This window comes from Pseudomonas sp. FP2338, from assembly GCF_030687515.1.
Lineage (GTDB): Bacteria > Pseudomonadota > Gammaproteobacteria > Pseudomonadales > Pseudomonadaceae > Aquipseudomonas > Aquipseudomonas salomonii.
The window spans coordinates 4,167,544-4,180,116 of sequence record NZ_CP117436.1 but is presented as its reverse complement, the minus strand read 5'-3'; the positions used below and the strand labels follow the sequence as shown (position 1 = coordinate 4,180,116).

Here is a 12,573-nt window from a genome sequence, read left to right as displayed (position 1 = left end):
TCATAAGATCGGAGTGAACCCATGAAGCTGCCATTTGCTGGACGTCTTCTTGCTGTCGCTGTGCTTGCCGCCGCATCCGCTGCTCTGCCCCTTTCCTCTGCCTTTGCCGATGACGCCGCCGCCAAACCCAAGGTCGGCCTGGTGATGAAGTCCCTGGCCAACGAATTTTTCGTGACCATGCAGGACGGCGCCAAGACTTATCAGAAAGAACACGCTGCCGATTTCGACATGATCACCAACGGGATCAAGAACGAAACCGACACCAGCGCACAGATCGATATCGTCAACCAGATGATCCTCGCCAAGGTAAACGCCATCGTGATCGCTCCGGCTGATTCCAAGGCGCTGGTCACCGTGTTGAAAAAGGCCTCCGATAAAGGCATCAAAATCGTCAACATCGATAACCGCCTGGATGTGGACGTGCTGAAAAGCAAATCCCTGAATATCCCCTTCGTAGGCCCTGACAACCGCAAGGGCGCGCGCCTGGTCGGTGAAGAACTGGCCAAGCACCTCACCAAGGGTGATGAAGTTGCCATCATCGAAGGTGTATCCACCACCACCAACGCCCAGCAACGCACCGCGGGCTTCAAGGATGCGATGGATGCCGCTGGCATGAAAATCGTGTCTACCCAGTCCGGTGAGTGGGAAATCGACAAGGGCAACTCGATTGCCGCGGCGATGCTCCAGGCAAACCCGAACATCAAGGCACTGCTGGCCGGTAACGACAACATGGCACTGGGCGCCGTCTCCGCCGTGCGTGGCGCAGGCAAGGCAGGCAAAGTACTGGTTGTTGGCTACGACAATATCGAAGCTATCAAGCCGATGCTGCAAGACGGCCGTGTACTCGCAACGGCCGACCAGGCTGCTGCCCAGCAAGCGGTGTTCGGTATCCAGAACGCGCTGAAGCTGGTCAAGGGTGAAAAAGTCGACGCGGTTGACGGCATGATCGAAACCCCGGTCGAACTCGTCCTCAAGAAGTAATCCTGGCAGCACCCAACAGCGCCCGCTCGTCCTGAGCGGGCGCCTGGAGATTTTCCTATGTCATCTTCCGCCCCGAACGCTGTCCTCTCGGTCAGCGGTATCGGCAAGACCTATGCCCAACCGGTGCTGTCCGACATCACCCTGACGCTCAATCGCGGGGAAGTGCTGGCGCTGACCGGTGAGAACGGCGCAGGTAAAAGCACCTTGTCGAAAATCATCGGCGGGCTGGTCACGCCGACCACCGGGCACATGCAGTTCAATGGCCAGGATTACCGGCCCGGCAGCCGCACCCAGGCTGAAGAGCTGGGCGTGCGCATGGTCATGCAGGAACTCAACCTGTTGCCGACCCTGACCGTGGCCGAAAACCTGTTCCTGGACAACCTGCCCCGCAACTGTGGCTGGATCAACCGCAAACAACTGCGTAAAGCCGCAATTGAAGCCATGGCCCAGGTTGGCCTGGATGCGATCGACCCGGACACCCTGGTGGGGACGCTGGGCATTGGCCATCAGCAGATGGTCGAGATCGCCCGTAACCTGATCGGCGACTGCCATGTACTGATCCTCGACGAGCCCACGGCCATGCTCACCGCCCGTGAAGTCGAGATGCTTTTTGAACAAATCACCCGTCTGCAGGCTCGGGGCGTGGCGATCATTTATATTTCCCATCGGCTTGAAGAGCTCGCCCGTGTTGCCCAGCGCATCGCAGTACTGCGCGACGGCAAGCTGGTGTGCGTCGAGCCGATGGCCAACTACAACAGCGAGCAGTTGGTGACCTTGATGGTCGGCCGCGAGCTGGGTGAGCACATCGACCTGGGGCCGCGCACCATCGGCGGCCCGGCGCTGACGGTCAAAGGCTTGACCCGTTCGGACAAGGTTCGCGATGTATCCTTTGAGGTGCGTGCCGGCGAGATCTATGGCATTTCCGGCCTGATCGGCGCCGGCCGCACTGAATTGCTGCGTCTTATCTTCGGTGCCGACCTGGCCGACAGCGGCACCGTGGCCCTGGGTTCGCCAGCCCAGGTGGTGAGCATTCGCTCGCCGGTGGACGCAGTGGGCCATGGCATCGCGCTGATCACCGAAGACCGCAAGGGCGAAGGCCTGCTGCTGACCCAATCCATCAGCGCCAACATTGCCTTGGGCAACATGCCGGAAATCTCCGGTGGCGGCGTGGTCAACAGCCGCGACGAAACCGCCCTGGCCAAGCGCCAGATCGACGCCATGCGCATCCGCAGTTCCAGCCCGGCGCAGTTGGTGTCCGAGTTGTCGGGCGGCAACCAGCAGAAGGTCGTGATTGGCCGCTGGCTGGAGCGCGACTGCGCGGTAATGCTGTTCGATGAGCCAACCCGTGGCATCGACGTCGGCGCCAAGTTCGACATTTATGCCTTGCTCGGCGAATTGACGCGCCAGGGCAAAGCGCTGGTGGTGGTATCGAGTGACCTGCGCGAATTGATGCTGATCTGTGATCGCATCGGTGTGCTGTCCGCCGGGCGTCTGATCGAGACCTTCGAGCGCGACAGCTGGACCCAGGACGAATTGCTCGCCGCCGCCTTTGCCGGCTATCAGAAACGTGACGCGCTGCTCAACGACGCAGTGCTTAGGGAAACCCCATGAAAACCACCTCTTCCCCGGGCAAAACCGGCGGCAACTTCTACGGCCTGGGCACCTACCTGGGGCTGGCCGGCGCCTTGCTCGCGATGATTGCGCTGTTCTCGGTGCTCAGCGACCACTTCCTGTCCTATGACACCTTCAGCACCCTGGCCAACCAGATCCCGGACCTGATGGTGCTGGCCGTGGGCATGACGTTCATCCTGATCATCGGCGGCATCGACCTGTCGGTGGGCTCGGTGCTGGCATTGGCTGCCTCGGCGGTCAGCGTGGCGATTCTCGGCTGGGGCTGGAGTGTGTTGCCGGCCGCGTTGCTGGGGATGGGCTGCGCCGCACTGGCAGGCACCATCACCGGTTCGATTACCGTGGCCTGGCGCATTCCGTCGTTTATCGTGTCCCTTGGCGTGCTGGAAATGGCGCGTGGCGTGGCCTACCAGATGACTGGCTCGCGCACCGCCTATATCGGTGACTCCTATGCCTGGCTGTCGAACCCGGTGGCTTTCGGGATTTCGCCGTCGTTCATTATTGCTCTGTTGGTGATCATCGCGGCTCAGTTGGTGTTGACCCGTACCGTGTTCGGCCGCTACCTGATCGGCATCGGCACCAACGAAGAAGCCGTGCGCCTGGCCGGTATCAACCCCAAGCCCTATAAGATCCTGGTGTTCAGCCTGATGGGCCTGTTGGCCGGTGTGGCGGCGCTGTTCCAGATTTCCCGCCTGGAAGCGGCGGACCCGAATGCCGGCTCCGGCCTGGAGCTGCAAGTGATCGCCGCCGTGGTGATCGGCGGCACCAGCCTGATGGGTGGACGTGGTTCGGTTATCAGCACCTTCTTCGGTGTGCTGATTATTTCGGTGCTGGCCGCCGGCCTTGCGCAGATCGGTGCCACGGAGCCCACCAAACGCATCATTACCGGCGCCGTAATCGTGATTGCCGTGGTCCTCGACACCTACCGCAGCCAGCGCGCCAGTCGGCGGGGCTGAACCATGGCAACGATCAAGGATGTGGCCGCGCTTGCAGGTATTTCCTACACCACCGTGTCCCATGTGGTGAACAAGACGCGGCCGGTCAGCGAGCCTGTGCGCATCAAGGTGGAAGCGGCGATCAAGCAACTGGACTACGTGCCGAGTGCTGTCGCGCGCTCGCTCAAGGCCAAGACCACTGCGACCATCGGCCTGCTGGTGCCCAACAGCCTTAACCCGTATTTTGCCGAGCTGGCGCGGGGTATCGAGGATTACTGCGAGCGTAATGGCTATTGCGTGATCCTCTGCAACTCCGACGACAACGCCGAAAAGCAGCGCAGCTATTTGCGCGTGTTGCTGGAAAAGCGCATCGACGGCCTGATCGTAACCTCGGTGGGCGGCGACGACAGTGGCCTTGCCGCAGGCTTGAGCGCGGTGCGCACGCCCATGGTGATTGTCGACCGCGCACTGGATGGCATTGATGTCGACCTGGTGCGCATCGACCATGAGCAGGGAGCCTACCTGGCGACCCGGCATTTGCTGGAGCTTGGTCACCGCGATATCGCCTGCATTGGTGGCCCCAGTCATACCCGCGTAGCGCAGATGCGTCTGGCCGGCTATCACCGCGCGCTGCGTGAGGCGGGGGTGGAAGTGGCAGCCAATCGCACCCAGGAAAGCGACTTCACCAGCACCGGTGGTTATGCCGCGGCGGTACAGCTGCTGTCGGAAAACCCGCCCAGTGCGATTTTCGCCAGTAACGATATGATTGGTTTCGGCGTGTTGCGTGCGGCAGCCGAACGCAATATTCGCGTGCCAGGCGAGCTGTCGGTGATTGGTTTTGACGATATTCAAATGGGCCGTTACGTGTACCCGGCGCTGACGACGGTCGGGCAGTCGATTGTGCAACTGGGCGAGACGGCGGCCGAGCTTTTACTGCGACGAATTGCAACACCCCAACTGCCGATCGATCAGCGCATCGTGACGCCGAGCATTGTTTTGCGTGAGTCGACGGCGCCATTCGCCGGTGTGTTCGCCCAATACCGCTGAACCGAATTGATGAGTACTGATGTATGCCAGCAAAAGTAGTGGTAATAGGCAGCTTGAACATGGACCTGGTGACCCGCGCCAGTCGCTTGCCGCGCGCCGGTGAAACCCTGATCGGCCAGACGTTCTCCACCGTTCCGGGCGGCAAGGGCGCCAACCAGGCGGTGGCCTCCGCGCGCCTTGGCGCTGAGGTGGCGATGATCGGCTGTGTGGGCACGGATGCCTACGGCGCGCAATTGCGTGACGCGCTGCTGGTGGAGGGTATCGATTGCCAGGCCGTCAGCACGGTGGATGGCTCCAGCGGCGTGGCGTTGATCGTGGTGGATGACAGCAGCCAGAACGCGATTGTGATCGTGGCCGGCAGCAACGGTGAGCTCACGCCTGCGTCGTTGCAGGCAGCTGATGCGGTGGTGCAGGCGGCAGACGTCATCGTCTGTCAACTGGAAGTGCCGATGGACACGGTTGGCCATGCGCTCAAGCGCGGTCGTGACTTGGGCAAGACCGTAATCCTCAACCCGGCACCGGCCAGCGGCCCGCTGCCAGGGGAATGGTATGCCTCGATCGATTACCTGATCCCCAACGAAAGCGAAGCCAGCGCCCTGAGTGGTGTGACGGTCGATTCCCTCGACAGCGCCAAGGTGGCTGCGACGCAGCTGCTCAAGGCGGGTGCCGGCAAAGTCATCATCACCCTGGGTGCCCAGGGCGCGTTGTTTGCCGATGGCCATGGCTTCGAGCATTTGCAGGCGCCCAAGGTCAAGGCGGTGGACACCACGGCTGCCGGTGACACCTTTGTCGGTGGTTTTGCCGCGGCGCTGGCCAATGGCAAAAGCGAAGCCGAGGCCATCCGGTTTGGCCAGGTGGCTGCCGCGCTGTCGGTTACGCGGGCGGGTGCGCAACCCTCTATTCCTACGCTGCAGGACATACAAGGTTTTATGCCCTCATGAAAAAGACACCATTGCTCAATATCGCGCTGTCGCGCGTGATCGCATCCCTTGGCCACGGTGACATCCTGGTGATCGGTGATGCCGGTTTGCCGGTGCCGCCAGGTGTCGAGTTGATCGACCTGGCGCTGACCCAGGGCATTCCGGATTTCATCAGCACCCTGCGCATTGTGCTCAGCGAGATGCAGGTAGAAAGCCACGTGCTGGCCGAGGAAATCCTGCTCAAGCAGCCACCTGCGCTGACGCCACTCAATGTGTTGACCGAACAGGCTGCTCTGGGCGAGCGCCGTTTGGTCAGCCATGAAGACTTCAAGCAGCTCAGCCGCAAGGCCCGCGCGGTGGTGCGCACGGGCGAGTGCCAGCCGTATTGCAATATCGCGCTGGTGTCCGGCGTTACCTTCTAGAGTTTCCCTACGACAAGGAGTGTTTCATGCAACGTGGTCTTCCAACCCTCAAGAATCTATTTCGGAGTGTCCTGCTTTTGTCCGCACTCACCGCAGCCAGCGCCCACGCGGCGGAAAAAATCGACCTGATCATCGACACTGACCCAGGCGCCGATGACGTCGTGGCGTTGCTGTTTGCCATGGCGTCCCCGCAGGAGCTGAGCATTCGTGCGCTGACCACCGTCGCCGGTAACGTGCGCCTCGACAAGACCTCCCGCAACGCGCGCCTGGCCCGCGAGTGGGCAGGGCGCGAGGACATCCCGGTATACGCCGGCGCGCCAACACCCATGCTGCGCACGCCGATCTATGCGGAGAACATCCACGGCAAGGAAGGTATTTCCGGGGTCGCCGTGCATGAGCCGAAAAAAGGCCTGGCCGAAGGCAATGCCGTTGACTACCTGATCAAGACCCTGAGCACCGCCAAGCCTCACAGCATCACTATCGCCATGCTCGGCCCACAGACCAACCTGGCACTGGCGTTGACCCAGGCGCCGGAGATCACCCAAGGCATCAAGGAAGTGGTGGTGATGGGCGGGGCGCATTTTAATGGTGGCAATATCACCCCGGTGGCTGAGTTCAACCTGTTCGCAGACCCTGTTGCGGCTGAAATCGTGCTCAAGAGTGGCGTCAAGCTGACTTACCTGCCGCTGGACGTGACCCACAAGGTGCTGACCAGTGACGCGCGGCTGAAACAGATTGCCGACATCAAGAACAATGCGAGCAAGGTGGTGGGCGATATTCTCAATGAATACGTCAAGGGCGACATGGAGCACTACGGCATCCCGGGTGGCCCGGTGCATGACGCTACCGTGATTGCCTACCTGCTCAAGCCTTCCCTGTTCAGCGGCCGTGAAGTCAACGTGGTGATCGACAGCCGCGAAGGCCCGACCTTCGGCCAGACCGTCGTCGACTGGTATGACGGCCTCAAGCAGCCGAAGAACGCATTCTGGGTTGAGAACGGTGATGCCCAAGGCTTCTTCGATCTGCTGACCGAGCGCCTGGCACGTCTGAAGTAAGCTGTTTGCCGGTCGGCGCCCGCCGGCCGGGTCTTATTCGCGCTCGGGGTTGTGGGCGCCCATGTGGTCGGCCGGGTATTTCTCGAATACCTGGCCGATGAAGGCCTGTGCGGCCTGCGTGCCGAGTTCCTTGACCAGCAGGTCGATTCCGATGATGGCCAACTCCTCCGTGCTTCCGGGGCTGTAGGAGCTTTGTCCTTGAGGCCACTTGGCTTTGATGTCGGCTTGGAGGGTTACGGTACTCATGGTCGGGGCTCACGGGGCTGGAATGCTGGGCAGTGCGCTGGAGCGCGCTTCTAACCGGGGCAGTTAACCATTTTTGCGCGGCGTTTGGCAGTGCTACTTAGGCATGAGACGTTTCGGGATGAGGCCGATGCTGTGCGACACTGTTGCCCTATTCAACTACCGGGGACACCAGGTGCAGATCGATTTGAACAACCCCGAGAACCTCACGCTGGACGCCGTGCGCCAATTGCTCGCCAGCGCCAGTGACGACGAACATACCCAGCTGCGCGTGACCAAGGGCGGAATCGCCTATATCTCGTCCGGGAAGGCCGTAGGCGGAGTCGACATCGATGGCCTGCTGTTTCGCCTCGAGACCTGGGCCAAAGGTTCGGGTTATGTCGGTAACGTCGCCGCCAGTGATGAGGTCTGGGTCCGGCAGATTTTCAATGCGCTCCAGCAGAACTGGCCAAAGCCACCGTTTGACTACATCGACATCTACTGAATTCGTTCATATCTGGTGACGATTGATCGAGCGAATGCTCACCGTGAGTCAGGCAGACTTACCCTTCGGCGATTTGCGTCTTGAAACCAAACCGCCAGATCGCTGTCGCACGATCTCTGTCCATTTTTTTCATAGGAGGCTTCATGCCTTGGAAGCTCGCATCATTCGGTACTTTGTTGGCAGCACTCGCGTTGGCGGGTTGCAGCACCCCGGGTGCCCCTGAGCCAGGCAAAGATGCCGCCGTTGCCGATGCAGGTCACACCCGCTGCGAATCGAAGGCCGCCGAATTCGCCATCGGCCAGAAAGCCTCGCCTCAATTGCTGGAGCAGGCGCGTACCCGTGCCGGCGCGCAGAACGCACGGATCCTCAAGCCTAACGACATGATCACCCTGGAATACCGCTCCGACCGTCTGAACCTGAATACCGACGACAACCTGGTGATCACGCGGGTCAACTGCGGCTGATCGCCTTGCGGCTTTTGCAGCGCCCATAAAAAACCCCGTCACATGGACGGGGTTTTTTTAGCTCAGCGGAGAATTACTCGCCGCGAACCTGTGCAGCTTGCATACCCTTTTGGCCTTTCTCAGCCACGAAGGAAACGGTTTGGCCTTCTTTCAGGCTTTTGAAACCGTCGCTTTCGATAGCTTTGAAGTGTACGAACAGGTCGTCACCGCCACCTTGAGGAGTGATGAAGCCGAAGCCTTTTTCATCGTTGAACCATTTAACGGTGCCGGTTTGGCGATTAGACATGGTGTATCTCCAAGAAACATATATTTTCAGTAGTGCTGTGCTGCTCAGGCCAACTGGGCACACCGGGGTATCATAGTCGAAATGTTCAGCTTGTAAGCCCCCCCAAGGCATTGTTTGCTAATCAATAGCGTTGCGTTTAGTGCCTTGGTCGGCTGAAAGCCCCGATCTACGGGGCTTTGCGGCGAAATATCAGCTGTTAAAAAAAGCCGTAAAAGCTGCGTAATTTGTGCGAAATGGCAGTTTTCAGGCTGTTTTTTCAGTCAAATGGCCGTCTGATCAGGGGTCGTAGTTATTTTTTCTTCACGACTTTGCAGGACGAAATCGCCGCGACAGCTTTGTTTTTCAACTCCGGCTTGGCGTTCTGGTTGGTCATGAGTTCCTTGATTTCGGCAGTGCTCAATTCGGCGTTGATCTTGTCGGCGCCACATTCGCAATGGTCTTTGGCGGTTTTGGCATCAACGCTTTGGCTGGCGGCGGCACTGCAATCTGCAATGAAGCTGTCGCGGGCACCGGCTGGCCAGTTCGACGGGGCGGCAGCCTGCGCGCCGAGGGAAAGGAGGGTCAGGGAAGCGGCGAGAGCGAGGGTCGAGGTAAAGCGCATCATGAAGTGCTCCTTTGATTCGTGGGCAAACAGCGATTCTCAGCGGGTTTGAGGGCTTTCGTACAGCCCAAGTTCACTTTTGCAGGCATCAAACACGGGATTTTATGTTTCATCAGGCGCGGCAGGCGCGATGACCGTTCATCTGTGCTAGCATCCTCCGCTTGGCTATTTCCTGGCGCGCCCATTGCCGCCTTGCCATGTTTTTTGAGTTCACTCCAGTCACTCTGGTTCGATTATCGGTTGGCCGAAAGGCTCCTGCCGCTGTAAGGCAGGCGTTCATCACTGAACGGCCTGGTGTTGGATCTTGTACTGGCTCATCCCAACCCACGTGACCTTTGGTAGGGGTCACCACTAGGAGAGGAGGCGCCATGCCAACTATTACTCTTCCCGACGGCAGTCAACGTTCATTCGATCATTCGGTTTCCGTAGCCGAGGTCGCCGCATCCATTGGTGCAGGTCTTGCCAAGGCCACCGTGGCCGGCAAGGTCGACGGCAAGCTGGTGGACGCCAGCGACCTGATCACCGCTGATGCCAGCCTGCAAATCATCACGCCCAAGGATCAAGAGGGGCTGGAGATCATTCGCCACTCTTGCGCGCACCTGATCGGCCATGCGGTCAAGCAGCTGTACCCGACGGCAAAAATGGTGATCGGCCCCGTCATTGACGAAGGCTTCTATTACGATATCGCCTATGAGCGTCCTTTCACTCCGGACGACCTGGCGGCTATTGAAGCGCGCATGCACGCGCTGATCGAAAAAGATTACGACGTGATCAAGAAGGTCACGCCGCGCGCCGAAGTCATCGACGTGTTTACCGCCCGCGGCGAAGACTACAAGCTGCGTCTGGTGGAAGACATGCCGGACGAGCAGGCCATGGGCCTGTATTACCACGAAGAATATGTCGACATGTGCCGTGGCCCGCACGTGCCGAACACACGCTTTCTCAAGTCGTTCAAGCTGACCAAGCTGTCGGGTGCCTACTGGCGCGGTGACGCGAAGAACGAACAATTGCAGCGGATCTACGGCACGGCCTGGGCTGACAAGAAGCAGCTGGCGGCCTACATCCAGCGCATCGAAGAAGCTGAAAAGCGCGACCACCGCAAGATCGGCAAGCGCCTGAACCTGTTCCACCTCCAGGAAGAAGCGCCGGGCATGGTGTTTTGGCACCCGAACGGCTGGACCCTGTACCAGGTGCTCGAGCAGTACATGCGCAAGGTTCAGCGTGACAACGGCTACCTGGAGATCAAGACGCCTCAGGTTGTTGACCGTAGCCTGTGGGAGAAATCCGGGCACTGGGCCAACTACGCCGATAACATGTTCACCACTCAGTCGGAAAACCGCGACTACGCCATCAAGCCGATGAACTGCCCGTGCCACGTGCAGGTGTTCAATCAGGGCCTGAAGAGCTACCGCGAGTTGCCGATGCGCCTGGCCGAGTTCGGTGCCTGCCACCGTAACGAGCCGTCGGGTGCGCTGCACGGCATCATGCGTGTGCGTGGCTTCACCCAGGACGACGCCCACATCTTCTGCACTGAAGAGCAGATGCAGGCCGAATCCGCCGCGTTCATCAAGCTGACCATGGACGTTTACCGCGATTTCGGCTTCACCGAAGTCGAAATGAAGCTATCCACTCGTCCGGAAAAACGTGTTGGCTCCGACGAACTCTGGGATCGCGCTGAATCTGCACTGGCCGCTGCGCTGGACAGCGCGGGCCTTGCGTACGATCTGCAGCCGGGTGAGGGCGCCTTCTACGGTCCGAAGATCGAGTTCTCGCTGAAAGATTGCCTTGGCCGCGTCTGGCAGTGTGGTACCCTGCAGCTCGATTTTAACCTGCCGATCCGTTTGGGAGCCGAATACGTCTCCGAAGATAACAGCCGTAAGCACCCGGTTATGCTGCACCGGGCGATCCTCGGCTCGTTCGAACGGTTCGTCGGTATCCTGATCGAGCACTACGAGGGTGCATTCCCTGCGTGGCTGGCTCCGACCCAGGCAGTGATCATGAATATCACTGATAAACAGGCCGATTTTGCCGCTGAAGTTGAAAAAACTCTCAACGAAAGCGGATTTCGTGCCAAGTCCGACTTGAGAAATGAAAAGATCGGCTTTAAAATCCGTGAGCATACTTTGCTCAAGGTTCCCTATCTTTTGGTTATCGGAGATCGGGAAGTCGAGATGCAGACTGTCGCTGTGCGTACTCGTGAAGGTGCTGACCTGGGCTCGATGCCCGTCGCCCAGTTCGCTGAGTTCCTCGCGCAAGCGGTTTCCCGGCGTGGTCGCCCAGATTCGGAGTAATTATTATTAAGCGTGAAATGAGACAAGATAAACGAGCTGCACCGAAAGCCCCGATCAACGAGAATATCTCGGCACGCGAGGTTCGGTTAATTGGCGCTGACGGCGAGCAGATTGGCATCGTCTCGATTGATGAAGCGCTTCGTATTGCTGAAGAGTCCAAATTGGACCTGGTGGAAATCTCCGCCGATGCAATCCCACCTGTTTGTCGGGTGATGGACTACGGCAAATCGATCTTCGAGAAGAAGAAACAGGTTGCCGCAGCGAAGAAGAACCAGAAGCAGATTCAAGTAAAAGAAATCAAGTTTCGTCCAGGGACGGAGGAAGGGGATTACCAGGTAAAACTGCGCAACCTGGTACGTTTCCTGAGTGATGGGGACAGGGCCAAGGTATCCTTGCGATTCCGCGGCCGTGAGATGGCCCACCAGGAGCTGGGGATGGAACTCCTCAAGCGGGTTGAAGCTGACCTGCTCGAGTACGGTTCGGTCGAACAGCATCCTAAGATGGAAGGACGCCAGCTTATTATGGTCATCGCCCCGAAAAAGAAGAAGTAATCAACAGGGCACGGCAGGCCTTCTGATTATGTTTATCAACTGAATGCGGAGTACCGAACATGCCAAAGATGAAAACTAAAAGTGGTGCTGCTAAGCGGTTTCTGAAAACTGCTAACGGTATCAAGCACAAGCACGCTTTCAAGAGCCACATTCTGACCAAAATGTCGACCAAGCGTAAACGTCAACTGCGCGGTAGCAGCTTGCTGCATCCGTCTGACGTGGCAAAAGTCGAGCGCATGCTGCGCCTTCGTTAATTTTAGTCAAGAATAGAGGAATAACTCATGGCTCGTGTAAAGCGTGGCGTCATTGCCCGTAAGCGTCACAAAAAAATTCTGAAACTTGCTAAAGGCTACTACGGCGCGCGTTCACGCGTATTCCGTGTTGCCAAGCAAGCGGTAATCAAGGCAGGCCAATACGCCTACCGCGACCGTCGTCAGAAAAAACGTCAGTTCCGCGCTCTGTGGATCGCTCGTATCAATGCTGGTGCACGTGTTAACGGTCTGTCCTACAGCCGTTTCATCGCTGGCCTGAAAAAAGCGTCCATCGAAATCGACCGTAAGGTTCTGGCTGAACTGGCCGTGAACGAAAAAGCGGTGTTTGCTGCGATTGTCGAGAAAGCTAAAGCCACTTTGGCTTAAGTACCCCCGACAGTCACCTTGGGCTG

At 58.9% G+C, this 12,573-nt stretch carries 16 protein-coding genes; 13 read left to right on the top strand and 3 right to left on the bottom strand.

Going from position 1 to position 12,573, the window contains the following annotated elements; translation table 11 throughout:
• The first annotated feature begins 21 nt into the window (after positions 1 to 21).
• From PSH96_RS18815 to PSH96_RS18785, 7 genes are read left to right on the top strand one after another with little or no spacing between them, the layout of a single operon-like run.
• Complete coding sequence (locus PSH96_RS18815) at positions 22 to 981, top strand: sugar ABC transporter substrate-binding protein (RefSeq protein WP_305454290.1); 960 nt, start codon at positions 22 to 24, stop codon at positions 979 to 981.
• A 57-nt stretch (positions 982 to 1,038) separates the two neighbouring features.
• Entirely contained in the window at positions 1,039 to 2,592 is a 1,554-nt protein-coding gene (locus PSH96_RS18810; RefSeq protein WP_065911833.1) for a sugar ABC transporter ATP-binding protein, read from the top strand.
• A complete protein-coding gene (locus tag PSH96_RS18805) occupies positions 2,589 to 3,566 on the top strand; it encodes an ABC transporter permease (protein ID WP_017138769.1) in 978 nt (325 codons plus the stop codon). Before PSH96_RS18810 ends, PSH96_RS18805 begins: the two co-directional genes overlap by 4 nt.
• A gap of 3 nt (positions 3,567 to 3,569) precedes the next feature.
• Complete coding sequence (locus PSH96_RS18800) at positions 3,570 to 4,592, top strand: LacI family DNA-binding transcriptional regulator (RefSeq protein ID WP_099487414.1); 1,023 nt, start codon at positions 3,570 to 3,572, stop codon at positions 4,590 to 4,592.
• 23 nt (positions 4,593 to 4,615) lie between these two features.
• Positions 4,616 to 5,533 (top strand): ribokinase, encoded by a 918-nt coding sequence (gene rbsK, locus PSH96_RS18795; RefSeq protein WP_305454288.1) that lies wholly within the window; start codon positions 4,616 to 4,618, stop codon positions 5,531 to 5,533.
• Positions 5,530 to 5,934: a D-ribose pyranase gene (gene rbsD, locus PSH96_RS18790; protein ID WP_056861276.1), complete on the top strand. Its 405-nt coding sequence runs from the start codon at positions 5,530 to 5,532 to the stop codon at positions 5,932 to 5,934. Before rbsK ends, rbsD begins: the two co-directional genes overlap by 4 nt.
• 26 nt (positions 5,935 to 5,960) lie before the next feature.
• Positions 5,961 to 6,989 carry a nucleoside hydrolase gene (locus PSH96_RS18785; RefSeq protein ID WP_305454287.1) on the top strand — a complete coding sequence of 343 codons (1,029 nt, stop codon included), beginning with the start codon at positions 5,961 to 5,963 and terminating at the stop codon, positions 6,987 to 6,989.
• 33 nt (positions 6,990 to 7,022) lie between these two features.
• On the opposite strand, the gene PSH96_RS18780 is transcribed toward PSH96_RS18785, so the two are convergent.
• Complete coding sequence (locus PSH96_RS18780; protein ID WP_056861277.1) at positions 7,023 to 7,235, bottom strand: hypothetical protein; 213 nt, start codon at positions 7,233 to 7,235, stop codon at positions 7,023 to 7,025.
• A gap of 172 nt (positions 7,236 to 7,407) precedes the next feature.
• On the opposite strand from PSH96_RS18780, the gene PSH96_RS18775 reads away from it, so the two are divergent.
• Together PSH96_RS18775 and PSH96_RS18770 are read left to right on the top strand one after the other, a co-directional pair.
• Positions 7,408 to 7,716 (top strand): hypothetical protein, encoded by a 309-nt coding sequence (locus tag PSH96_RS18775; protein WP_305454286.1) that lies wholly within the window; start codon positions 7,408 to 7,410, stop codon positions 7,714 to 7,716.
• Between the two features lie 143 nt (positions 7,717 to 7,859).
• Positions 7,860 to 8,180 carry an I78 family peptidase inhibitor gene (locus PSH96_RS18770; protein WP_017138776.1) on the top strand — a complete coding sequence of 107 codons (321 nt, stop codon included), beginning with the start codon at positions 7,860 to 7,862 and terminating at the stop codon, positions 8,178 to 8,180.
• A gap of 73 nt (positions 8,181 to 8,253) precedes the next feature.
• Here the strand turns inward: PSH96_RS18770 and PSH96_RS18765 are convergent, their stop codons facing one another.
• Positions 8,254 to 8,466 (bottom strand): cold-shock protein, encoded by a 213-nt coding sequence (locus PSH96_RS18765; RefSeq protein WP_003234260.1) that lies wholly within the window; start codon positions 8,464 to 8,466, stop codon positions 8,254 to 8,256.
• A 289-nt stretch (positions 8,467 to 8,755) separates the two neighbouring features.
• On the bottom strand, positions 8,756 to 9,070 hold the full coding sequence (locus PSH96_RS18760; RefSeq protein ID WP_099487418.1) for a hypothetical protein: 315 nt from the start codon (positions 9,068 to 9,070) through the stop codon (positions 8,756 to 8,758).
• Between the two features lie 365 nt (positions 9,071 to 9,435).
• Here PSH96_RS18760 and thrS point away from each other — a divergent pair, with 365 nt between their 5' ends.
• From thrS to rplT, 4 genes are read left to right on the top strand one after another with little or no spacing between them, the layout of a single operon-like run.
• Positions 9,436 to 11,358 (top strand): threonine--tRNA ligase, encoded by a 1,923-nt coding sequence (thrS, locus tag PSH96_RS18755; protein WP_056861278.1) that lies wholly within the window; start codon positions 9,436 to 9,438, stop codon positions 11,356 to 11,358.
• Positions 11,358 to 11,909: a translation initiation factor IF-3 gene (gene infC, locus PSH96_RS18750; RefSeq protein WP_015884933.1), complete on the top strand. Its 552-nt coding sequence runs from the start codon at positions 11,358 to 11,360 to the stop codon at positions 11,907 to 11,909. The genes thrS and infC overlap by 1 nt, the downstream gene beginning before the upstream one ends.
• Positions 11,910 to 11,968: 59 nt before the next feature.
• Positions 11,969 to 12,163 (top strand): 50S ribosomal protein L35, encoded by a 195-nt coding sequence (rpmI, locus tag PSH96_RS18745; protein ID WP_002553160.1) that lies wholly within the window; start codon positions 11,969 to 11,971, stop codon positions 12,161 to 12,163.
• 27 nt (positions 12,164 to 12,190) lie between these two features.
• Positions 12,191 to 12,547: a 50S ribosomal protein L20 gene (gene rplT, locus PSH96_RS18740; RefSeq protein ID WP_003174975.1), complete on the top strand. Its 357-nt coding sequence runs from the start codon at positions 12,191 to 12,193 to the stop codon at positions 12,545 to 12,547.
• Positions 12,548 to 12,573 lie beyond the last annotated feature (26 nt).